19 protein-coding genes are annotated in these 22,466 nt (G+C 66.1%); 11 read left to right on the top strand and 8 right to left on the bottom strand.

Features of this window, described 5'->3' with window-relative positions; all coding sequences use genetic code 11:
* The first annotated feature begins 130 nt into the window (after nt 1-130).
* The 9 genes from Mrose_RS02980 to Mrose_RS03020 all read left to right on the top strand — a co-directional run bounded on the left by Mrose_RS02980 (nt 131) and on the right by Mrose_RS03020 (nt 14,383).
* Nucleotides 131-1,366, top strand: a complete 1,236-nt coding sequence (locus Mrose_RS02980; RefSeq protein ID WP_119275947.1) for a CinA family nicotinamide mononucleotide deamidase-related protein — start codon at nt 131-133, stop codon at nt 1,364-1,366.
* Nucleotides 1,363-1,938, top strand: a complete 576-nt coding sequence (thpR, locus tag Mrose_RS02985) for an RNA 2',3'-cyclic phosphodiesterase (protein ID WP_338025231.1) — start codon at nt 1,363-1,365, stop codon at nt 1,936-1,938. The genes Mrose_RS02980 and thpR overlap by 4 nt, the downstream gene beginning before the upstream one ends.
* A gap of 2 nt (nt 1,939-1,940) precedes the next feature.
* Nucleotides 1,941-3,002 (top strand): recombinase RecA, encoded by a 1,062-nt coding sequence (recA, locus tag Mrose_RS02990; RefSeq protein ID WP_119275948.1) that lies wholly within the window; start codon nt 1,941-1,943, stop codon nt 3,000-3,002.
* 331 nt (nt 3,003-3,333) lie between these two features.
* A complete protein-coding gene (rny, locus tag Mrose_RS02995; protein WP_119275949.1) occupies nt 3,334-5,082 on the top strand; it encodes a ribonuclease Y in 1,749 nt (582 codons plus the stop codon).
* A gap of 301 nt (nt 5,083-5,383) precedes the next feature.
* Nucleotides 5,384-6,430, top strand: a complete 1,047-nt coding sequence (gene mreB / locus Mrose_RS03000; RefSeq protein WP_119275950.1) for a rod shape-determining protein — start codon at nt 5,384-5,386, stop codon at nt 6,428-6,430.
* A gap of 49 nt (nt 6,431-6,479) precedes the next feature.
* The gene (locus Mrose_RS03005) at nt 6,480-7,475 is read left to right on the top strand and encodes a UDP-3-O-(3-hydroxymyristoyl)glucosamine N-acyltransferase (RefSeq protein WP_119275951.1); all 996 of its coding nucleotides are present in this window, start codon (nt 6,480-6,482) and stop codon (nt 7,473-7,475) included.
* The gene (gene lpxC, locus Mrose_RS03010; RefSeq protein ID WP_182482650.1) at nt 7,468-8,244 is read left to right on the top strand and encodes a UDP-3-O-acyl-N-acetylglucosamine deacetylase; all 777 of its coding nucleotides are present in this window, start codon (nt 7,468-7,470) and stop codon (nt 8,242-8,244) included. The genes Mrose_RS03005 and lpxC overlap by 8 nt, the downstream gene beginning before the upstream one ends.
* A 94-nt stretch (nt 8,245-8,338) precedes the next feature.
* Nucleotides 8,339-9,793, top strand: coding sequence for a glycoside hydrolase family 13 protein (locus Mrose_RS03015; RefSeq protein WP_119275952.1), 1,455 nt, complete (start codon nt 8,339-8,341; stop codon nt 9,791-9,793).
* 303 nt (nt 9,794-10,096) lie between these two features.
* The gene (locus tag Mrose_RS03020) at nt 10,097-14,383 is read left to right on the top strand and encodes an LAGLIDADG family homing endonuclease (RefSeq protein ID WP_119275965.1); all 4,287 of its coding nucleotides are present in this window, start codon (nt 10,097-10,099) and stop codon (nt 14,381-14,383) included.
* Nucleotides 14,384-14,423: 40 nt separating this feature from the next.
* On the opposite strand, the gene Mrose_RS03025 is transcribed toward Mrose_RS03020, so the two are convergent.
* Complete coding sequence (locus tag Mrose_RS03025) at nt 14,424-15,545, bottom strand: acyl-CoA dehydrogenase family protein (protein WP_119275966.1); 1,122 nt, start codon at nt 15,543-15,545, stop codon at nt 14,424-14,426.
* 135 nt (nt 15,546-15,680) lie between these two features.
* Between Mrose_RS03025 and Mrose_RS03030 the strand changes: the two genes are divergently transcribed.
* Together Mrose_RS03030 and Mrose_RS03035 are read left to right on the top strand one after the other, a co-directional pair.
* Nucleotides 15,681-16,361: a 5'-methylthioadenosine/adenosylhomocysteine nucleosidase gene (locus tag Mrose_RS03030; RefSeq protein ID WP_182482651.1), complete on the top strand. Its 681-nt coding sequence runs from the start codon at nt 15,681-15,683 to the stop codon at nt 16,359-16,361.
* Between the two features lie 118 nt (nt 16,362-16,479).
* Complete coding sequence (locus Mrose_RS03035; protein ID WP_119275954.1) at nt 16,480-17,424, top strand: ribose-phosphate diphosphokinase; 945 nt, start codon at nt 16,480-16,482, stop codon at nt 17,422-17,424.
* Between the two features lie 106 nt (nt 17,425-17,530).
* On the opposite strand, the gene tatC is transcribed toward Mrose_RS03035, so the two are convergent.
* The 7 genes from tatC to Mrose_RS03070 all read right to left on the bottom strand — a co-directional run bounded on the left by tatC (nt 17,531) and on the right by Mrose_RS03070 (nt 22,338).
* A complete protein-coding gene (tatC, locus tag Mrose_RS03040) occupies nt 17,531-18,283 on the bottom strand; it encodes a twin-arginine translocase subunit TatC (RefSeq protein WP_119275955.1) in 753 nt (250 codons plus the stop codon).
* Between the two features lie 14 nt (nt 18,284-18,297).
* Nucleotides 18,298-18,546, bottom strand: coding sequence for a Sec-independent protein translocase subunit TatA/TatB (locus Mrose_RS03045; protein ID WP_119275956.1), 249 nt, complete (start codon nt 18,544-18,546; stop codon nt 18,298-18,300).
* 48 nt (nt 18,547-18,594) lie between these two features.
* Nucleotides 18,595-18,738 (bottom strand): twin-arginine translocase TatA/TatE family subunit, encoded by a 144-nt coding sequence (locus Mrose_RS03050; protein ID WP_119275967.1) that lies wholly within the window; start codon nt 18,736-18,738, stop codon nt 18,595-18,597.
* 71 nt (nt 18,739-18,809) lie between these two features.
* A complete protein-coding gene (locus Mrose_RS03055; protein ID WP_119275957.1) occupies nt 18,810-19,697 on the bottom strand; it encodes a ferritin-like domain-containing protein in 888 nt (295 codons plus the stop codon).
* A gap of 100 nt (nt 19,698-19,797) precedes the next feature.
* The gene (gene glmU, locus Mrose_RS03060) at nt 19,798-21,171 is read right to left on the bottom strand and encodes a bifunctional UDP-N-acetylglucosamine diphosphorylase/glucosamine-1-phosphate N-acetyltransferase GlmU (RefSeq protein ID WP_119275958.1); all 1,374 of its coding nucleotides are present in this window, start codon (nt 21,169-21,171) and stop codon (nt 19,798-19,800) included.
* Between the two features lie 21 nt (nt 21,172-21,192).
* Nucleotides 21,193-22,113 carry a prolipoprotein diacylglyceryl transferase gene (lgt, locus tag Mrose_RS03065; protein WP_119275959.1) on the bottom strand — a complete coding sequence of 307 codons (921 nt, stop codon included), beginning with the start codon at nt 22,111-22,113 and terminating at the stop codon, nt 21,193-21,195.
* Between the two features lie 3 nt (nt 22,114-22,116).
* Complete coding sequence (locus Mrose_RS03070; RefSeq protein ID WP_119275960.1) at nt 22,117-22,338, bottom strand: glutaredoxin family protein; 222 nt, start codon at nt 22,336-22,338, stop codon at nt 22,117-22,119.
* Nucleotides 22,339-22,466 lie beyond the last annotated feature (128 nt).

A 22,466-nucleotide genomic window follows, 5' to 3' on the forward strand; every position in this document is an offset into this window, starting at 1 on the left:
ATCGGCTTCACCCGCTGCCTGATTTCTGCGACAAAGCGCGCAGCCACCGTGTTCGTGAACCCACCGCGGTATGATCGGGCTGGGCTCTGGACAGCCGGTTAAGTATTAGTTATACTGACGGGAGTTGATTATGTTGTTAACAGAAATCATCGGGGTGGGGAGCGAACTTCTGTACGGCGAGACGGTGGACACCAACACCGCCGAGATCGCCCGTAGCTTGCAACCCTACGCCGTGGAAGTGCGACGCACCCTGCGGGTGGCCGACGACCCAGAAGTCCTCAGCGCCGAAATCGGCTCGGCCCTGACCCGCGCCCGCCTGATCGTGCTTTCCGGTGGGCTGGGCCCCACCCCCGACGACGTGACCCGCGAGGCCATCGCCGCCGCCCTCGGCGAGCCAATGGAGCTCGACCCCGAGGTGTTGCGCTGGCTCGAGGACCTCTTCGCCCAGCGCGGCTGGAAGATGCCCGAGGCCAACCGCAAGCAGGCCATGAAGATCCCCTCGGCCACCTGGTTACCCAACCCGCGCGGCACCGCGCCGGGCTGGTGGGTGCGCAAGGGAGAACTCGACCTCATCGCCCTACCGGGCCCACCCGCCGAGTGGCGGCCCATGTGGCAGCAGGTTCTGCCCCAGCTAGGCTTGCCCTCGCGGGCCTACACTCGGAAGATCTTCAAGACCTTTGGCCTAGGAGAGTCGGCCATCACGGAGGGGTTGGGCGAGCTGTTCGCGCGAAAGGGCCGAGCCGAGGTGGGCACCTACGCCAAGTCCCACGGGGTCGAGGTGGTCATCCGGGGAGAACCCGCCGAGGTCGAGCGGCTGGCTCAGGCCATCCGCCCCAGGCTGGGCCGCGCGGTGTGGGGCGAGGACGACGACACCCTGGCCCAGGTGCTGCTGAGGGCGCTCGAGGCAAGGGGCGCTACCCTCGTTACCATCGAGTCGCTCACCGGGGGCCTGCTGGGCTCGCTGGTGACCGAGGTTCCCGGCGCTTCGCGGGTTTACCTGGGCGGCGTGGTATCGTACAGCCCGGAGGCCAAGGTGCGCTACGGAGTACCCAGGGAAATAGTCGAGCGGGGCACGGTTTCTCAGGAGTGCGCCATCGCTATGGCAGAGGCAGTCCGAAATACCCTGGGAGCCACCTATGCCCTGGCCACTACAGGGGTGGCTGGCCCGGATGAGCTCGAGGGTCACCCCCCCGGAACGGTTTTCGTGGGCCTGGCCGGACCTGGGGGCTCCACGGCCCGCTCCTACCGCCTGCCTGCTCCTTCGCGCGAGGTGGTGCGCCAGCGGGCGGCCAATGCCGCGCTGTTTATGCTGGCCCAGGAACTGCCGAGCGTCGAGCGGCCCATCGGGGGCGAGGTGCAGCGGTGAAGACTTCCCACCAATCCCAGGACGTAGCTCCCAGGCCCGAGACCCTGCGGCTGTTCTACGCCATCTTCGTCCCACGGAACCTGCGACCCCTGCTCGAGGAGGCCCAGCGCAAGCTCAAGGGCTACAGGAACTGGAAGCCTACCCCCCCCGAGCAACTGCACCTGACCCTGATGTTTTTGGGCGAGGTGGCCACAGAGCGCCTGGACGAGGTGACGAAGGCGGGGGAAGCGGTGGCCCGGCAGGTGGCACCCTTCACCCTGCGCATCGGCGGGACCGGCTACTTTCCCCCCGATGGCACCCCTCGAGTGTGGTTCGTCAAGGCCGAGGGGGCGGGCCTCGAGCCCCTGGCCGTGAGATTGCGGGCAGCCCTGCCCGACCTGGATGACGCGAAGCCCTTCAAGGCCCACATTACCCTGGCCCGCCGCAAAGGCCCTGCTCCCAGGGTCGGCCCGGTGGTGCTGGACCAGGCCTTTGAGGTGCGCAAGATCAGCCTGGTGCGATCCGAACTCTCCCCAAAGGGCTCACTCTACCACGTGTTACGCGAGTTTGAACTGAAAGGACGTGAGGCATGACCATGGACAAGGAGAAACAAAAAGCGCTGGACAACGCGCTCAAGGCCATCGAGAAGCAGTTTGGCAAGGGTGCGGTGATGCGCCTGGGCGAGACCAGCCGCCAGCACATCGACGTGATCTCCACCGGCAGCCTGGCCCTCGACCTGGCGCTGGGAGTGGGAGGCATTCCCCGCGGGCGCATCACCGAGATCTACGGCCCTGAGTCGGGCGGCAAGACTACGCTCTCGCTTTCCATCGTGGCCCAGGCCCAGCGGGCTGGCGGGGTAGCCGCCTTCGTGGACGCCGAGCACGCCCTCGATCCGAACTACGCCCGCAGCCTGGGGGTGGACGTGGAAAACCTGCTGGTGTCTCAGCCCGACACCGGCGAGCAGGCCCTCGAGATCGTCGAACTCCTGACCCGTTCGGGCGCGGTGGACGTGATCGTGGTCGACTCGGTGGCGGCCCTCACCCCCCAGGCCGAGATCGAAGGCCAGATGGGCGATGCTTTCGTGGGCCTGCAGGCGCGCATGATGAGCCAGGCCATGCGCAAGCTCACCGCCGCCCTCTCCAAGAGCAACACCGCCGCTATCTTCATCAACCAGATCCGCGAGAAGGTGGGGGTGATGTACGGCAACCCCGAGACCACGCCGGGGGGCCGGGCCTTGAAGTTCTACGCCTCGGTGCGCCTCGACGTGCGCCGCCAGGGCCAGCCCATCAAGGTTGGCAACGACGCGGTGGGCAACCGGGTGCGGGTTAAGGTAACCAAGAACAAAGTAGCCCCGCCCTTCCGTGAAGCCGAGATTGAGCTTTACTATGGTAAGGGGATTGACCCCCTGGCCGATCTGGTCACGGTGGCGGTGGCTGCCGAGGTGATTCAGAAGTCGGGTTCCTGGTTGTCCTATGGCGAAGTTCGTCTGGGGCAGGGCAAAGAAAAGGCCGCCGAGTACCTCAAGGGCGACCCCAAGATGGCTCAGGAAATCCGCGAGAAGGTGCTCGCTCAGTCCAGCAATCTCCCGCTCAACCTGGTGGCGGGTGAAGACGAAGAGACCACCTCCACCCCAGCCCCCGCCGAAGCCGAAGCCTAGTAGCCGGGTAGCCCTGCCTGAGAACGCTGAGGTTTGGATTGAAGCATTTGGCGAGCCTGGATTGAATCAATCTGATCCAATCGTGCCGCTCAGGTCGGGGCGAGGGTTCCCCAACCTGACGCCATGACTGCCCGCTACTCACCCTTCGCTTTCCACCATCCCCTCGATGCGCTGCGGCGCACCTGGGGGATTTTTCGTGGTTGGCTGGGCTTGAACCTGGTTCTCAGGCAGACGATACCCCATCCGGACAATCTTCCTACCGGTTGGGCACTTCCGTGTTGGGGCGGTTCTCGGCTGTATACCGGTTGGTGCTTCCTCGAGGAGGTTGGTAATGACCCCATTGGACATTGTGTTGATGTTGATCGTGGTGGTGCTGCTGGCAGCGGTGGTGATGCTCTGGCAGCGTGGAAATCGGATTGCCGAGCTGGACAAGAGCGCGCTCGAGGCCGCCCGCCAGGAGGCTCAGGCCATGCTGGACGCAGCTCGCAAGGACGCCCAGACCACCCTGGAGACCGCCCGCTCGCAAGCCCAGACCCTGCTGGAAAACGCCCGGGCCCAGGCCCGCGAGCTCACCGCCACCGCCCAGAACGAGGCCCGCTCCACCCGTGAGGCGGCCCAGGCCGAGGCCGAGCGCATCCGCACCGATGCCGAAAACCGGGTGCGCGCCCGCATGGCCGAGGAGCGCGAGCGCCTGCAGGCGGCCCTGGCCGCCGAGCGCGAGTCCTTGAAGCTCGAGCGCGAGCGCTTGCAGTCGGACTTGGCCGCCGTAAGGGCCGAACGTGAGGAGCTCAAGCGCGAGAGTGAGCGGCTGGCCCGTCGCGGCGAACAGCTCGACGCCCGCGCCGCCCGGCTCGACGAGCAGGAGGAAAAGCTCGACGTCCAGGAGAAGGTGCTCTACGAGCGGGAGGCCGAACTGTCCACTCGCGAGCGCCAGATCGACCTCAAGCTGCAGGAGGTCGCGGGAATGAGCCAGGAGGAAGCCCGCAGCCTGCTGCTCACCCGCCTGGAAGCCGAACTCGAGGAAGAACGCGCCCAACGGGTGCGGGCCAGCTTGGAGAAGGCCCGCTTCGAGGTCAAGCGCGAAGCCCAGAAGCTCCTGGCCCAGGCCATGCAGCGCCAGGCCTCCGAGACGGCGGCAGCTTTGGCGGTGTCGGTGGTTCCCATCCCCTCCGACGCCATGAAGGGCCGCATCATTGGGCGTGAGGGCCGCAACATCCGCACCTTCGAGGCCCTCACCGGCGTGGACCTCATCATCGACGACACCCCCGAGGCCGTGCTGCTCTCTAGCTTCAACCCCGTGCGCCGCGAGATCGCCAAGATGGCCCTCGAGCAGCTCGTGGCCGACGGGCGCATCCACCCCAGCCGCATCGAGGAGGTGGTGGAGAAGGCCAAGAACGAGATGAAGACCTACATCTACGAGCGCGGGGAAGAGGCCGCGCTCGAGGCGGGCGTGGTCGGCCTCAAGCCGGGGTTGGTGCAACTGCTGGGCCGGCTGCACTTCCGCAGTTCCTACGGCCAGAACGTGCTCAAGCACTCCGTACAGGTCGCCCACCTCACCGGCATCATGGCCAGCGAACTCGGCCTCGATGCGGCGTTGGCGAGGCGGGCGGGCCTGATGCATGACATCGGCAAGTCCGTCGACCGCGAGATCGAGGGCACCCACGTCGAGATCGGCATCACCCTGGCCTCCCGCTTCGGCGAGCCCAAAGAAGTCATCGACGCCATCGCCCACCACCACGACCCCGAGAACGGCGAGACCCTCTACTCGGTGCTCGCCGCCGCCGCCGACGCCATCAGCGCCGCCCGCCCCGGCGCCCGCCGCGAGAGCCTGGAAGAGTACATCCAGCGCCTGGAGCAGCTCGAGCGCATCGCCATGAGCTTCCCCGGCGTGGACCAGGCCTTCGCCGTGCAGGCCGGACGCGAGGTGCGCGTCATCGTCAAGCCCGACAAGATCACCGACGCCAAGGCCACCCTGCTGGCGCGGGAGATCGCCGGGCGCATCGAGCGCGACATGAACTACCCCGGTCAGGTGCAGGTGACGGTGGTGCGGGAGAGCCGGGCGGTGGAGTTCGCGAAGTAGGCATACGCCGAACGCCGCCATACGTCATACGCAAAACGCAAAACGCCCAAAACCTCGAATGACGTCTTGCCTCCAGCAGCTATCAACCATCGACATTCATCGAAAGGAGGTTTCCCGCTCCAGAAATCCCTTCGATGAAGACCCCGTGCAAGAGGTGTTTATCGCTGAGGCATAGGTGGCATAGTGGGCCAGTTCTCCACTTCCCCGACGATGCCCTGAAAGAACGGGTGCTAAAAGCACTTGAAGAGGCCTGAACCCGTCAAATGTACGGCGCTCCCTAATCCCTATAGAATGGGGCGATATGGCTGGACTCTTCTCCTTGGGTGGACAGGACATTGGCATTGACCTCGGCACCGCGTCGGTGCTGATTTACGTACGGGGCAAGGGCATTGTGCTGCGAGAACCCTCGGTTATCGCAGTGGTGCAGGGCAGCAAGGAAGTCAAGGCGGTGGGGGCCGAAGCCTACCGCATGCTGGGCCGCACGCCGGGCAACATCGTCGCGGCGCGACCCCTAAAGGACGGGGTGATCGCCGACTACACCCTGACCGAGAAGATGCTCAAGCTCTTCCTGGCCAAGGTGCTCACCGGGCCGCGCTTCTCCCGGCCCCAGGTGATGGTGGGCGTTCCCTCCGGCGTGACCGAGGTCGAGCGGCGGGCGGTGGTGCAGGCCATCGTGGAGGCCGGGGCCAAGCGGGCTTTCCTCATCGATGAGCCGCTGGCGGCGGCGATCGGCGCGGGGATCAAGATCGCCGAGCCCACGGGCAGCATGGTCGTCGATATCGGCGGCGGTTCCTCCGATATCGCCGTCATCAGCCTGGGAGGCATCGTGCACTCGACGAGCCTGCGGGTCGCGGGCAACGAGTTCGACGAGGCCATCATCCGCCACATCCGCAACAAGTACAACCTGCTCATCGGCGAGCGCACCGCCGAGGACCTCAAGATCAAGATCGGCGCGGCCAAGCTCATGCCCGAGGACGAGCGCCTGGTGGCCGAGGTGCGCGGGCGCGACCTGATCACGGGGCTGCCCAAGACCATCGAGGTCGCCGACCAGGACATTGTCGATGCGTTGCAGGAACCGCTGGACAAGATCGTGCAGGGCGTGAAGGGCATCCTCGAGACCACTCCCCCCGAGCTCATCTCCGACATCATCGACCGGGGCATCCTGCTCTCGGGCGGTGGTTCTTTGCTCAAGAACTTCGACCTGCTGCTGCAAGACGCCACGGGCGTGCCCGTGGTGGTGGCCGAGAACGCGGTGGAGGCGGTGGCGGTGGGCACGGGCAAGGCGCTGGACATGCTGCATGTGCTCAAGGACGCGCTGGTCTCTTCCGACAACGTGCTCCGGCGCTAGAGGCCAGGCTTCGGGGAGTGGCTTTGGTTTCGACACCGGACGCCTGAGCATGCGCCTATCGGAAGTGGCACGCGCGCTCGAGGGGCGGCTCGAGGGGCCCGACCTCGAGGTCGCCCGACTCGCGCCCCCCGAAACGGCACGGGCGGGCGACTTGGTCGCGGTGCGGGAGAATGGGTTTTTGTCCCAGGCCCTGCAAAGTGGGGCCGCGCTGGTCGTGTCTGAGGACTTGCCGCCGCTCGAGGGCCGCAGCGTGGTGCGGGTGGCCTCGCTGGGGGCAGTCTGGCCTAGGCTACTGGCCTTGTTTGAGCCGCCCGAGCCCTGGGCTGAGCCCGGCATTCACCCGAGCGCCCTCGTCGAAGCGGGGGCGCGGGTGGACCCCACCGCGCGGGTGGGTGCCTTCGCCACCGTCTGCGCCGGGGCCGAGGTGGCGGCGGGGGCGGTGATCGGGCCGTACAGCTACGTCGGGCCCGGCTGCCGGGTAGGGGAGGGGGCGGTGCTCGAGGCCCACGTCACCTTGCACCGCAACACCCGCCTGGGCCCCAAGAGCCGCATCCTCTCGGGGGCGGTGCTGGGCGCGGTGGGCTTCGGCTTTCAGGACGGTCAGCGCTTGCCCCATACCGGGGGCGTGGTCATCGAGGAAGGGGCCGAGATCGGGGCGGGGACCATCCTCGAGCGCAGTCTGGTGGGCGACACCGTGGTGGGGGCCTACAGCAAGATCGGCGGGCGCTGCTACATCGCCCACAACGTCCGCATCGGGCGGGGCGTGGTGATGGTGGGTTTCAGCGGCATTGCCGGCAGCGTGGTGATCGAGGACGGGGTGGTGATGGGCGGGCAGGTGGTGGTCTCGGATCACGTCCGCATCGGGCGCGGAGCCCGCATCGCGGGGGGTAGCGGCATCAGCAAGGATGTCCCCCCAGGAGAGACCTGGGCCGGAGGCATCCCTTCTAAACCCCTGCGCGAACACTGGCGCAGGCTGGCCCTGCTGGACTGGCTGACGACGGCAGAGCGGCGTTTGAGAGCACTCTTGAGGGTACGGGATGATTGAGGTTTCGGGGATTGGCCTGCACAGTGGTCACAGAGCCACGGTGCGTTTTCATCAGGCCGAGGGGCCGGTGCGCTTTCGGGTGAACGGGCTGGAAATCCCGGCCAGGGCGAGCGCGGTGGTGGACACCCTGCGCTGCACGGTGCTGGGGGTGGGCGCTGCCCGACTGGCCACTGTCGAGCACCTGCTGGGGGCTTTGTGGCTCAAGGGCCTTTGGGGGGGGCTGGTGATCGAGGTCGAGGGGCCGGAGATCCCCACCCTCGACGGCAGCGCCCGGGAATGGCTCAAGGCGCTCGAGCCCCTTCCCGCTACCCCCCTCCCACCACGCTCCCTACCGCGTCCTGTGCGAGTGCAGGAGCAGCAGGGGCAGTTGGTGGCCGAGCCCGCCCTCGAGTTCCGCCTGAGCGTGACCATTACCTTCAAGCACCCCCTCATCGGCTACCGCCGCTTCGAGAGCCCGCCCAGCCGCCTGATGGAGGTGGCCGAGGCCCGCACCTTCGGCTTCATACAGGACCTCGAAGCCCTGCGGGCCCAGGGGTTGGCCCACGGAGCGAGCCTGGAGAACACCCTGGTCTACAGCCAGACCTCCAGCCTCAACACCCCCCGTCTCCCCGACGAGCCGGTGCGCCACAAGGCCCTGGACTTCCTGGGCGACCTTTACCTGGCCGGAGCGCCCTTCCTGGGTCACTTCACCGTGCACCGCGGCTCACACCGCCTGCACGTCGAACTCGCGCGGGCGCTCGAGGCGCTGGTGGTGGCAAAGGAGAGCTGAAAGCTAAAGGCAAGATGTCGATAGTCCGTGGCCGCCGGCCTTCGACGTCTTTGGCTATAGACTGTCGACGTCGATTGCGTAAACTTGATCGAGTATGACACCCGATTGGGTCAAGGATGCCGTGTTTTATCAGATTTTCCCCGACCGTTTTGCGCGGGGTGCGGGTCCGCTGGGGATGCCCGCTCCGCTGGTCTCGCACTTCGAGAGCTGGGACTCTCCGCCCACCCTGCGCGGTTTCAAGGGGGGCAACCTCTGGGGCGTGGCCGAAAAGCTCGATTACATCAAGGACATGGGCTTCAACGCCATCTACTTCTGCCCCATCTTCGCCTCGACGGCCAACCACCGCTATCACACCACCGACTACTTCCAGGTCGATCCCATGCTGGGAGGCAACGCCGCCTTCACCCACCTGCTCCAGGAGGCCCACAAGCGCGAAATCCGGGTGGTGCTCGACGCGGTGTTCAACCACTGCTCGCGTGGGCACTTCGCTTTCCAGAACGTCCTCGAGAACGGCCCCAAGTCGCCTTACCTCAAGTGGTTCCACATCTACGGATGGCCCCTCAACGCCTACGAGCGCAAGGCCAACTATGCCGCCTGGTGGGACAATCCTGAGCTGCCCAAGTTCAACACCGATACTCCGGAAGTGCGTGAGTACCTCTTCGCGGTGGCCGAGCACTGGATTCGCCAGGGCATCGACGGCTGGCGACTGGATGTGCCCAACGAGATTGACGACGACTCCTTCTGGCAGGAGTTCCGCCGACGGGTCAAGAGCATCAACCCCGATGCTTACATCGTGGGGGAGATCTGGGACGATGCCAGCCGATGGCTCCGGGGCGACCAGTTCGATGCGGTGATGAACTACCCGCTAGGGCGGGCCATCCTGGGCTTTGTAGGCGACGGAATCCTCGACCGCGACCTCGCGGCCAAGAGCGGGCTGGGGCGGGTGGAGACGCTGCAGGCCCTGGCCTTCAGCCACCGCCTGGAACACCTCTTCGAGCGCTACGACTGGGAGATCGTGCTGGCTCAGATGAACATCATGTCCTCCCACGACACTCCCCGCTTGCGCAGTCTCATGTGTGGCGATGCGCGGCGCGCTGCCTTGGCTTTGGCTTTGCTCTACACTCTGCCTGGCGCGCCCACGGTTTACTACGGCGATGAGATCGGCCTCCCTGGTGACCACGACCCCGACAACCGCCGGGGTATGCCCTGGAACGAGCAGTACTGGGAAAAAGGCATCTACGAAGCAGTCCGGCGTATGAGCCGCCTGCGCCAGCAACTCCCGCTGCTGCGGCGAGGCCGCTACCTGCGGCTTTATGCCCAGGACCGCCACCTGGCTTTTGCCCGCGTGGAAGGGGAGCAGGGCGTGGTGATCACGGTCAACGCCTCCGATGAGCCCTGGAGGGTGATGGTTCCCCTGCACGGGGTCTGGCCTCGAGGTGAGCTGGCGGTCGAGTTGCTCAGCGGCAACGAGGTGTTCTGCCACGGCGGCAGCCTCCAGGGCTACACCCAGGGGCCCTTCTCGCTGGCGGTGTGGCAGCTTCGGGGCTAGGCGCTGCTTTGGCCTCTAAATGTGCTTGGGGCCAAAGACGGGGATGTCTTTACTGTGTTAACATAATAGAGCTGGTGTATCCACCAGAACTTGGGGTTCGAGATGATTACACCGCTAGATGAAGGGCTTTCTGCTTGCTTTTCCGATGGCAGGGGCGGTATTCTGGGCGCGCTCCCCCTGAAGATTGTAACGATCGCACCTTGCGGCTTGGCTACTACAAGTAGTAGTATCGCCAACAGAAACCCCAATATATAGGGCCGTGCAAACGGGCCAGGGGTGGTGCTGTGGATTTTTGGAGGAAGCATGGACGCCTTTGAACCTGCAGTTTTTGACGATCACGCCCGCTCAATCGCCAAGCGGCAGTACATGCAGGATGGCGACGGGGACGTATTTGGAATGTTTCGCCGGGTCGCGGATTGGGTGGCGAGCCCGGAGTCTGAGCAAAACCGCGCCTACTGGAGCGAGCAGTTCTATCGCCTGATGGCCTCCAAGCGCTTCTGCCCCGGTGGGCGGGTGCTGGCAGGCGCGGGGACCCAGCACGGCAACGTGCTCAACTGCTTCGTGCAGGGGGCCACCGAGCACGAGCCCTCCAGCTTCGAGGGGGTGCTCGAGGTCGCCAAGAAACTTGCCCTGGTGACCAAGGTGGGCGGGGGCAACGGCGTCAACCTCGACCCCTACCCGCCCCGCCATGGCGGGGCGGGTAGGGAAGCCGGGGAGCGCGGCACGGTGCGCGGTTTCGCCTATTTGAGCGCCGCCCACGCCGATGTGGAGGATTTCATCCGGGGGTTGATGCGCCCACCTATCAACCCCGACGGCGAGAAGGAGAGCGTCACCATCCGCAACTGGACCCGCGTGGTGTACGGGTTGGTGAGCCCCGAACTCGCCGCGCTGGCCCGCCGCCACGGGGTCATGACCGTGCGGGAAAAGCCCGCTAGCGCCATGGTGGTCCCCGACGACATGGGCGGCATCATCGACACGGCGCGGGAGGCCATTCGACTGGCCATTGCCCACACCGAACCTCACGTCGACTTCAGCGCCCTGCGCCCGGAAGGCGCTCCCATCAAGGGCTCGGGTGGCACCAGCAGCGGCCCGGTGAGCTTCCTGGTCGAAATCTTCGACAACTTCCTGGAGTGGGCCAACCTGGGGGCGGAGAAAAGCGGCCCGGTGGCGACGCTGCGCTACGTGTACTCGCCGGTGCTCAGGGTGGTGCGCCAAGGAGGCACCCGGCGCGGGGCAGGTATGGCCACCCTCTCCATCGACCACCCCGACCTGCTCGACTTCCTTACCGCCAAGGACCTCGACCGCGAGGCCGCCGAGGGCGACATCTCCACCTTCAACATCTCCATCCTGGTCACCGAGGCCTTCTGGAAAACCCTTCAGGCCGACGGCCTGTGGAACGTTGAGCCAGTCGAGGTACCCGGCAAGTACTACCCCGTGCTGGTCGAAGGGGAGTACACGGGCGTTCTCCCCGAGCTGCCCGACCGCGAGGTGGACGGCGCCCGCCCCATCCCCGTCTATCGCCAGGGGGCAGACTCCCTGCAGGACGGGACCGGTGGCCCCGCACGCCTGGGCGTGCCCGCGAAGTGGCTGTGGCACGAGATCGCCTGGCATGCCTGGGCTACCGGTGAGCCGGGCCTGATCTTCGTCGACCGTATCAACGAACTCTCGGCGTTGAAGAACCTCGGCCCGCGCTACGCGATCCGCTCGACCAACCCCTGCTTTGTGGGCAGCACTCGTATTCCGACGGAATTCGGTCTGCTGCCCATCGAGCAACTCACCGACAAGGGCAGCTTCTACCTGGCCACCGACAACCGTGCCCCCCTCGCGGGCTTGGGCGCGGCCCGCCGTGGGCGCGGGGTGACGGTGCGCAAAGCGGCCAAGGCTTTCTACACCGGCGAGCGGGAGGTGGTGCGCCTCGAGACCCGCGAGGGCATCATCCTCACCCTGACCCCCAACCACCCCCTCCTCACCCCCCAAGGGTATGTGGAGGCCGGCCAGTTGAAGCCCGGCGACAAGCTGCTGGTGCAGAGCGGTGAGGGCCTGTGGGCCAAGGAGCAGGCCCTGCCGCCCGCCGTGCTGCGGGTGGTGCGCGAGCGGGTCGCGGTAGCCGGAGGCAGGGGCTCCCGCGGAAGGTCCGACGTGCGCGAGCAGTACGCCAACATGCCCACTCGGTGGAGCGAGAACCTGGGTCTGGTGCTGGGCTGGCTGGTCGGCGACGGGTACTTGCGCGAGGACGGGGTGGGCTTCTTCTTCAGCAACCGCGAATTCGCTCAGGCCCAGACCGTCGTGGATAACCTTCGCGACTGGTTCGGCCAGGGAACCCTGCAAGCCACCGCCTCCAACACCCAGCACCTGCACTTCAACAAACTGCCTGCCGAGTTTTTCGCCGCCCTCGGTGTGAGGGCGGTCAAAGCCACCGAAAAGCGGGTCCCGGAAAGCCTCTTCACCGCGCCGCGCGAGGCAGTGGTGGGCTTTTTGCGCGGGTTGTTCAGCACCGACGGTACCGTGGAGCACAACGACGCCAAGCAGAGCTGCACCGTGCGGCTGGCCTCCTCGAGTCGGAAGCTGCTCGAGGACGTGCAACTTCTGTTGCTCAACTTCGGCATCTTCGGGCGCATTCACCCGGTGTACAGCCGCAGGCTGTCCCGCAAGGGGATCGTCCACCACCGCCGCGCGGCGGGTCTCAAGGCCCTGCCTGATGGCCGGGGCGGGCTGCGCGAGTACCCCGTGGCCAACCAGTACGAGCTGATCATCGGTGCCGAGAGCCGTGACCGCTTCGCCGAGGTCATCGGCTTCGCCCTGCCCGAGAAGCAGGCCAAGCTCGAGCAGTTCATCAGCGGTCGCGAGCGGGGTGCTTACCGCCAGCGCTTCGAGGTCACGGTAAGCCGGGTCGAGCCAGCGGGGACTGCGCCCGTTTACGACCTGACCGAGCCCGTCACCCACAGCCTGATCGCGGGCGGCGTGGTGGCCCACAACTGTGGGGAAATCCCGCTCACCGTGGGTGAGCCCTGCGACCTGGGTGCCATCAACCTGGCTGCCTACGTCGAGAAGGGGCGGTTCAACTTCGCCGAGTTCCGCAAGGACGTGCGCACCTGCATCCGCTTCCTCGACAACGTGCTCGACGTCAACGTCTTCGCCCTCGAGGACAACCGCGTCGCTAGCCAGACCCTGCGCCGCCTGGGCTTAGGGGTGATGGGTCTGGCCGACGCCCTGATCAAGCTGGGCCTGCCCTACTCCTCGGAGGCCGGGCGCCAGGCGGTGGCTGAGATGATGAACGCCATGCGTGAGGAGGCCATCAAGGCTTCCGAGCAACTCGGCGAGGAGCGGGGCGTGTTCCCGCTCTACCGCGACAACCCCGCTGCCTTCGAGGCGCTGGGCATCCGCCCGCGCCGCAACGTCGCGGTGCTCACCGTGGCCCCTACCGGCACCACCAGCATGCTGATGGGCGTCTCGAGCGGCATCGAGCCCGTGTTCTCGCCCTTCATGTGGCGGCGTATCGGCGGGCAGTACAAGGCCCTGCTGCACCCGCTGTTCGTCGAGCTCATGGAGCAGTACCCCGCCAGCGAGGAGTTCGCCACGCCCGAGGGCAAGTGGGACTGGGACAAGCTCATCGAGGCGATCCAGGCCAACCACGGCACGGTGAAGGGCCTCTCCGGCATCCCTGCGGGCATCGCCGCCGTGTTCGAGGGCGCCCACGACGTGCCGCCTTTGGACCACGTGCGCATGCAGGGCGTGGTGCAGCGGGCTTTCGACGCCGAGGGCTACGCGGCCAACTCGCTGTCCAAGACCATCAACCTCCCCAACGAGGCCAGCGTCGAGGACGTGGAGGCCGCCTACACCGAGGCCTACCTCACCGGCTGCAAGGGCATTACGGTTTACCGCGACGGCAGCCGCCAGTTCCAGGTGCTCTCGGTGAGCAAGGAGGAGAAGGATTCGCAAGACGCAAAGCGCCAGACGCAAAACGCCGAAGGCAATACGGTGGTGCAACCGGCGCTGCTGGACCTGCCGAGTACCTCCGTGAACAAGGTGGGTCAGCCGGTCTTCGAGCGCACGGGCCGCCTGGTGGGCTACACCGACATGGTCAAGCTCACCGCCGCCGACGGCACCCGCCGGGGCTTCTTGGTGACGGTCAACCTGCAGGGTGAGCACCCGGTGGAGGTCATTCTCACCTCGGGTAAGGCCGGCGACGAGGCCAACGCTGACAGCGAGGCGCTGGGCCGGGTCATCTCCATCGCCTTGCAGTACGGCGTGCCCGCCGAGGCCCTCATCAAGACCCTGCGCGGCATCAACGGCGGCCTCTACGGCAACTACCAGGGCCGCTTCGTGACCTCCAAGGCCGACCTCATCGCGGTGGCCCTGGAAACCAGCACGGCTGTGGTCCTCGAGGAGGGCCGTCGTGCCGCCTCGAGCGACGTGGTGCCCCAAACCCCCCAGCGCGCCCTGACTCCGCCCCTCGGCGCCGCCAGCATCAGCGCCAAGCCCGCAGGCCAGAGTGGCCTGGGCAAGTGCCCGGAGTGTGGCGACGAGAACTTAGTGCGCGAGGAGGGCTGCACCAAGTGCTATAGCTGCGGCTACAGCAAGTGCGGTTAGAGCGATTTCCACACCGGGTCGTGGTCTTCTCTGGCCTGGCTCAGCGGTAGAGTTCACGCGAGATCACCAGACGCTGGATTTCGCTGGTGCCCTCGTAGATTTCGGTGATCTTGGCGTCGCGGTAGTAGCGCTCGGCGCGGTACTCACGGTGGTAGCCGTAGCCGCCCAGTACCTGCACCGCGTCGCGGGTGACGCTCACCGCCGTGTCGGAGGCGAAGAGCTTGGCGGTGGAAGCCTCGAGCGTGAAGCGCTCGCCCCGGTCCTTCTTGGCGGCGGCCTCGAGGGTGAGGGCGCGGGCGGCGGCGATTTTCACGTGCATGTCGGCTAGCTTGAAGCCCACCCCCTGAAACTCGCGGATCTTCTGGCCGAACTGGGTGCGCTCATCGGCGTAGGCTTTGGCGATCTCGAAGGCGGCGCGAGCCATCCCCACCGCCTGGGCCGCGATCCCGATGCGCCCGGAGTCGAGGCCAGCGAGGGCCTGGGCCAGACCCCGGCCCTCCTGGCCCAGCAGGTTTTCCTCGGGCACGAATGCCCCGTCGAAGCGCACCTCGGTGGTGTGGGCCGCGTGCAGGCCCATCTTGCGCTCGGGGCTGCCGAAGCTCAGGCCGGGTGTGCCCTTCTCCACGATGAAGCTGCTGATGCCGCTTTCGCCTCGAGCCATCACCACGTAGACTTGGGCCTGCCCACCGGAAGTGACCCAGCTCTTGACCCCGTCGAGCTGCCAGCCGCCGGGCACCTTTTGGGCGCGAAGCTTCATGGAGGCCGGGTCGGAACCGGCGTGGGGCTCGGTCAGGCAGAAGGCCCCGATCCACTCGCCCTTGGCGAGGGGCACCAGGTATTTCTTCTTCTGCTCCGGGGTGCCGAACTTCGTCAGCATGTACTGCGGCAGGCCGCTGGTGACGGAGAGGATCACCGCCACGCTGGGATCGGCGGCGGCGATCTCCTCCATGGCCAGAACCCAGGTCACGCTATCCAGCCCCGCTCCGCCCCACTCCTCCGGGGTGGTCATACCCAAAAGCCCGAGCTGGGCCAGGGTCTCGAGCTGGGGCCAGGGGTATTCCCCCGATTCGTCGTACTGCGGAGCCTTTTCCCACAGCACCTCGCGGGCAACCTGCCGCACCATGTCCAGGACCATTTTCTGGTCGTTGGTCAAGACAGCCATGAGCATATCGTATCATGCGCTTGGTGAAGAAAAAGCGTAATATACGGTCTTCCGCCGTCCGTGGATTTTTGTACACTACCGTGCGTGAGCGAAGTCGCCGCCCCTGACCAAACCGAAGCTGTTTCCAGCCCCGTCCTGAGCACCGTGGCCCTCTTCGCCGCCGAGGGGGCCGAGGCGCGGGCCCTGCGCCGGGCTCTGGGCCTGGATGAGGCGCTGGAGGGCCCTAAGCCCGTCTTCCGAGGCCAGGTGGGCCCTCACGAGGTCTTGCTGGTCGAAACCGGGGTGGGGAAAGTGGCGGCTGCCTCGGCGGTGACCTACGCTCAGGCCCGCTTCAACCCGCGCTGGAGCCTGTGGGCGGGGGTGGCCGGCGGGCTCAACCCCAGCCTGCACTCCCTCGACGTGCTGGTAGCCCACGACGCGGTGCAGTGGGACGTGGACATCACCGCCTTTGGCCGCCAGCCGGGGGAGCTGGCCACGGGTGAGCGCTTCGTGCGGGCCGACATCGAGCTTTCGACCCGCATCTACCGGGCGGCGCTCGAGCTGGGCTTCCCGGTTCACTGGGGCCGTGTCGCCAGCGGCGATCGCTTCCTGGCCCACCCCGCCGATGCCGCCCGTCTGCGCCAGCTTTTCGCCGCCGACGCCGTCGAGATGGAGGGCGCGGCGGCGCTGTGGACGGCCAAGGACCTGGCCTTGCCCATGGCCTTGGTGCGCACCATCTCCGACGGAGCCGACGACGACGCGCACGAGTCCTTCGAGCTGTTCCTCGAGCAGGCCTCCGAACGCCTGGCCCAACTGGTGCTCAAGGTTTTGCAATAGCCAGCTTCCCGATATACTCAAGTTGCAACCACTTGAACTCCGGGGTCAGACCCCGACCTGCTGAAGCTATCTGCCGCGACTGGAAAGAGCTGAGCAACAGGACTTTTGGGGGTGGGAGATGTGGGAACTTGGAGAGGGGCTCGAGATTCGGCTCTTTAGCGGCAGCGCCAACCGACCACTGGCCGAGGCCGTAGCGCGCTCCCTTGGCCTGAGCCTGGGCAAGGCCGTGGTCGAGCGTTTCCCCGATGGTGAGGTGCGGGTGCGGCTGCTGGAGAGCGTGCGTGGTGCTGATGTGTACCTCATCCAGCCCACTGCCCCGCCGGTCAACGACCACCTGATGGAACTCCTGATCATGGCCGACGCCGTGCGTCGCAGCAGTGCGGCCCGCATCAACGCGGTCATCCCCTACTTTGGCTACGCCCGCCAGGACAAGCAGACCCAAGGCCGCGAGCCCATCAGCGCTAAGCTGGTGGCCGACCTGATCCAGGAAGTCGGAGTCCACCGCGTCATCACCGTGGACCTGCACGCCCCTCAGATCCAGGGCTTTTTCAACATCCCCGTCGATGAGCTCTCGGCGGTCAAGCTCTTCGCCAGCTACCTCGAGCACAACCACCTCACCGACAACGCCGTGGTGGTCTCCCCCGACTCGGGCCGGGCCGAATACGCCCGCCGCCTCTCCGAACGGCTGAGCCTGCCGCTGGCGATCCTGGCCAAGCGCCGCATCGGCCCCCGCGAGACCCAGGTGGCCTACGTGATCGGCGACGTGGCGGGCAAGCGCCCCCTGATCGTCGATGACATCATCTCCACGGGAGGCACCATCCGCCGGGGCGTGGAAGCCCTGGCAGCCGCCGGAGCCCAGGAAGCCATCGTCATGGCCACCCATGGGGTGCTGGTAGGCCCGGCCCACGAAAACCTCTCTCACCCGGCCATCCGCGAGGTGGTCTTCACCGACACCATCCAGCTCACCCCGGCCATGGGCTTCAACATCCTCTCCACCGCCGATTTGCTGGCCCAGGCCATCCGCAACGTGCACACCAACCGCTCGGTGAGCGCGCTGATTTAAAGACGTCAGCGAAAGGCTTGTGGCTCGCACGAACCCCTCCCCGCCGGCAGGGAGGGAGCTATCCTCCTAACCCCCCTTGTTCCTTGACCTCCGACCTCCGACTCCTTCACCCCGCCGCCTGCTGCGCCGCCCGCAGGTGGCCCCGTTCGCCCAGGCGCGCGGTGAGGATGGAGACGGCGTAGAGCACGAACAGCGGCACGCTGATGAGGGCCAGGTTGAACACATCCACGGTGGGGGTGATGACGGCGGCCAGGGTGATGAGCAGGATGATGGCGACGCGCCAGTTTTGCAATAGGAAGCGGCTCGTCAGGAGCCCCAGGCGGGCCAGCAGGTAGCTCACCACCGGCATCTCGAAGACGATGCCCATCACGCCCAGAAAGGCCAGGATCTGGCTCATGTACTGGCCCAGCGAGATGTTGGGTTTGACCAGGTCGCCTAAAAAGCCCAGCAGGAAGGGCACGGCGTAGGGCAGGAACACGTAGTAGGCGAAGATCACGCCTACGGCAAAGCTGAAGCCCGCCCCCAGCAGGAAGGGAACTGCGAGGCGGCGTTCGTGGTCGTAGAGGCCGGGCGAGATGAACGCCCAGATCTGATAGACGATGAAGGGTAAAGCCAGCGCCAGGCCGCCGAAAGCCGCGATCTTGAAGGAGGTCACGAAGGGCTCGGTGATGTTGAGCACCTGCAGGTCGGCCCTGATCTTGGCGGTGGCGTTGTAGATGTCGAGGGGGCGCTCGAGCAGGGCCAGCAGCTCCAGGCGGAAGACGAAGGCTACCCCCGTCATTACCGCCCAGGCCACCAGCGCCCAGAGGATGCGGCTGCGCAGCTCCTCGAGGTGCTCCATCAAGGGGGCTTCTTTCATGGCGGACCCTCAGGCTAGGACTTGGTTTCTTCCTTGGAGGGTTCGGGCTTGATCTCCAGGGGCTTGCTGAGATCTTCCTTGATCTCGCGCAGTTCCTTGACGTCGGCGGCTTTCTCGAATTCCTCGCGGATGCTGCGGGCCCCCTTCTGGAACTCGCGGATGGATTGCCCCAGGCTGCGTCCCAGCTCGGGTAGCTTGCGGGGGCCAAACAGCAGCAGGGCCACCAGCAAGATGATGAGGATCTCAGACATTCCAATCGGCATAGCGCGCTCCCGGCTCTAGTTTACTTCGGCGACTGAAGGAGACATGAATTATGGGTCGTCAGATCGCTGGGCCTCCTCGAATTCGCGCTTGGCCCGGCCCAGCCCACGAGCCAACTCGGGCAGTTTGCGTGCCCTGAAGAGCAACACCGCTATGAGCAGGATGATCAGGACTTCCAAAACACCAAACCCCATGCTCTCCTCCTTCACGAGGGTAGGGGGGCTCCGGCCCCCCTACCTCTACTGCCCCCTATGCTCCCGCGGGCTTACTTGATCGCGCCGTTGAGCCCGTCAGGGAAAAAGCCACCCTTGCCCATGCCGCCCAGGTAGACGATAGCCAGGACCTCGGCAGTGGTACGCCCATAGGCTACGCCGTTCTGATCGGCCACCACGATGTTGGCCTTGCCCCCTACCGTGATGCCCTCGTCCTTACCGCCTCCTACACTGCCTCGCAGATTGCTGATGGCATTGGCCACCTGCTCTACGTTGAGGCCGGCGGCCACTGGCTGATCCTTGCGCGAGTAGAGCACGGCGCGGATTTCTCCCGCGTGGTAAGCTTCCACCGCCAGGATGCCCGCAGCCGTATCCAGCACGCCACCCGCGCTGTCGTCAGTGAGCAGGCGGGCTGCGCCTTTGTAGGCGGTCACGCCCACGTCTTCGAAAATGTAGGCCCCGAGGAGGAAGGACAGCTCGTTGGCGAAGGGGTTGAAGTTGGTGATGGCCCCGCCACTGGCCGCCGCACCCGCGTTGGCAAAGGCCGGCCCTAGGTCGAGCTTCGGGCGGAGCACGGCTTTAGAGCCCAGTGCAGCCCGAATGGCTTTGACGTGGGCCAACTCGTCCTCGGCGATTTCCTGGGCGTATTCCAGCACGGCCTGGCTCAGGCCCGGCACTGGGCTGCTGCCATCGAAGCCCGAGGGCAGAATGATCTGGGCGTTGCCCCCGATGCTCGCGATCTCGCTGATACGCCCCACGGCGGCGAGGTAGAAGGCGGCCTCGAGGTACTCGAGGTTGAGCGCGAAGTTGAGCACGTCGGAGTCGATATTGGGTTTGGCGGCCATGCCCGGCGTGCAGGAGGAAACGGCCCCCGCGATCACGGCCCCCGCGCCTGCGAATCCCATCTGCCGAAGTGCCTGCCTGCGGTTGAGGTTCGACATGATTGCCTCCAAAAGCCTTCAACCCTGTGGCCACAGGGCTCTGATGCGAAGCGCTTCAGGAGGGCCGTACGGAAGGAGAGGGGGTTTTGGATTTTCGAACTCAGCTACCCCGACTGCGCAGGCGCTTGACGTAGCCCTCTTTGTTCTCCTGGCGAGCCCTGGCGATGGCCAGCGCGTCCTGGGGGATGTTCTTGTTGACCGTGCTGCCTGCGGCGATGTAGGCGCCGTCGCCGACCTCGAGCGGGGCGACTAAGGTGGAGTTGGAGCCGGTGAAGGCCCCCTTGCCGATGACGGTCTTGTGCTTGCGCTGGCCGTCGTAGTTGGCCACCACGGTGCCCGCGCCGATGTTGGCCCCCTCGCCGATGTCGGTGTCGCCCAGATAGCTCACGTGCCCGGCCTTGGCTCCCCGGCGCATGTGGGTGTTTTTCATCTCGACGAAGTTGCCCACGTGGGCCTCCTCCTCGATGAGCACGCCCGGGCGGAAGCGGGCGAAAGGACCGGCGTCGGAGCCGCTTTTCATGTGCGATTTCTCGGCGACGACGTGCGGACGCAGGGTGACGTGGGGTTCGAGCACCATGTCGCTGAGCACACAGTAAGCCCCGATCTCACAACCCTCGCCGATGCGGGTGTTGCCCCTGAGGATCACGCCGGGCCACAGCGTCACGTCGGGGGCGAGTTCGACGGTGGGCTCGAGATAGATGGTCTGGGGCTGGATCATCCGCACGCCCTGGTTCATCCAGTGCTCGCGCAGCCTCTGGAGCAGGATGTGCTCGACCTCGGCGAGCTGGGCGCGGGTGTTGATCCCTAAGAGCTCGCTGGGGTCGTCGCTCAGCAGCCCCACCACCCGCTTACCTCGCTCGCGGTAGACCCGGATGAGGTCGGGCAGGTAGTACTCCCCGGCGGCGTTGTCGTTGCTGACGTGCTCGAGCGCTTCCCAGACATGGCTGTCGAAACAGTACACCCCCGCGTTGATCTCCTTGATCTCGCGCTGCTCGGGCGTGGCGTCCTTGTGCTCGATGTTGGCGATGATCTCCCCGCGCTTGTCGCGCAGGATGCGCCCGTAGCCGGTGGGGTTCTCCAGCCGCATGGTCAGCAGGGCCATGCCTTCTTTGCCGAGAGCCTCGACCAGGCCGGTGAGGGTTTCTACGGAGGTGAGGGGGGTATCGCCCTGAACCACCACCACCGGCCCCTTGAAGCCTCGGAGGGCCTTCCTGGCCTGCTTGAGAGCGTGAGCTGTGCCAAGCTGTTGCTCCTGCACGACGAACTCGAGGCCCTTATAGCCTCCCAGCGCCTCCCGCACCTGCTCGAGGCCGTGGCCGACCACCACCACCACTTTTTCCGCGCCGCTTCGCAGCGCGGTCTCGACGACATAGGCCACCATGGGCTTGCCCAGCAGGGGGTGGAGCATCTTGGGCAGCTTCGACTTCATGCGGGTGCCCAGACCCGCAGCCAGGATCACGACAGCATGTTTCATAACCGCTCTTCAGTCTACTCTTCAGTCCTTCTTGCGCGGCTTGGCCTCGGCTTTGTCCGTCTTGGGGGGGGTGGGTGCGGCCACGGCTACGGTTTCGCGGCCTCCTTTGGGCAGGCGGTAAAGCATGACGATGGCCAGGATGATCAGCGGGATCGAAAAAAGCTGGGTGGCGGTGAAGAAGCCGATGCCCAGGGTGTTGTTCTCGTAGACCCTGAGCCACAGCGGATTGAGGCGGAAGGGCTCCTCGAGCCCTCCCCGCAGCACGCTGTACCACAGCACGAACTGCCAGAAGGTGTACCCCCAGGGCTTTCTCATGGCCAGCCAGCGCACGACCAGCACGCTCAAGATGATCCCGATGATCACCCCGTAGATCTGGGTCAGGTGAACCGGGCCGCGCACCACCTCGCCCAGGCACAGCCCGTAGGCCAGGCTGATGTTGTCACCGGCCTTGCAGATGCCGGGGAAACCCGAGGCCGAGGAGGGCCAGGTGAAGCCGATGGGTAGGCTGGTCAGGCGACCGACGGTGTCGGAGCCGTTCATGAAGTTGCCCAGCCGCCCGGCGATGATCCCCAGCGCCACCGCCGGGAGGGAAGCTTCGATATAGGGCATGAAGGGGGTGCCGTAGCGGCGGGCGTAGAGCCAGAAGGCCAGGATGCCCCCGATCACGGCCCCGTGGATCGAGAGCCCGCCCTGCCAGATGTACAAAGCCGAGATAGGGTTGCCGGCGAAGTCGCTGGGGCTGGTGAGCACGTAGCCCACCCTCGCTCCGATCACCCCGGCCACCACCGCCCAGAAGGCGGCTTGCTCGAAGTGGTCGGGGTCGTAGCCCCAGGCCCGCAGGTAGCGCTTGGCGATCTCGAAGCCGGCGAAGATCGCCAGCACCAGGAAGAAGCCGTACCAGCGAATCTGGATCGGCCCGAGTTCGATCATGATTGGGTCCATAGCTCACTCCTTCAACAGTTTAGTTAGCCGAGCCGCGTCGAAGCGACCCTCCATCAACACCCGCTCGCCCTTCAGCAGCACCGGAACCCGGAAGCTGTACTGCGCCACCCACTCGGGGTCTTCGTCCACGTTGCGCCGCTCGAAGGGCACGCGCAGGGCCTCGAGCAGTTGCTCGGCCTCCTCGCACAGATGACACCCGTCGCGGCTGATCAGGATATAGCCCATGTGGACTCCTCGAAGGCATGAGATTTCACGGAAGTCGCCGGTAGCTGATAGCCATATGCCATATGCTTCGCTGCGTGAGACCCCATTAGGCGGAAGGCGGTGCGCGGGGGAGGGCAGGGCTGCGGGCG

It is taken from the genome of Calidithermus roseus (assembly GCF_003574095.1).
GTDB classification, from domain to species: domain Bacteria; phylum Deinococcota; class Deinococci; order Deinococcales; family Thermaceae; genus Calidithermus; species Calidithermus roseus.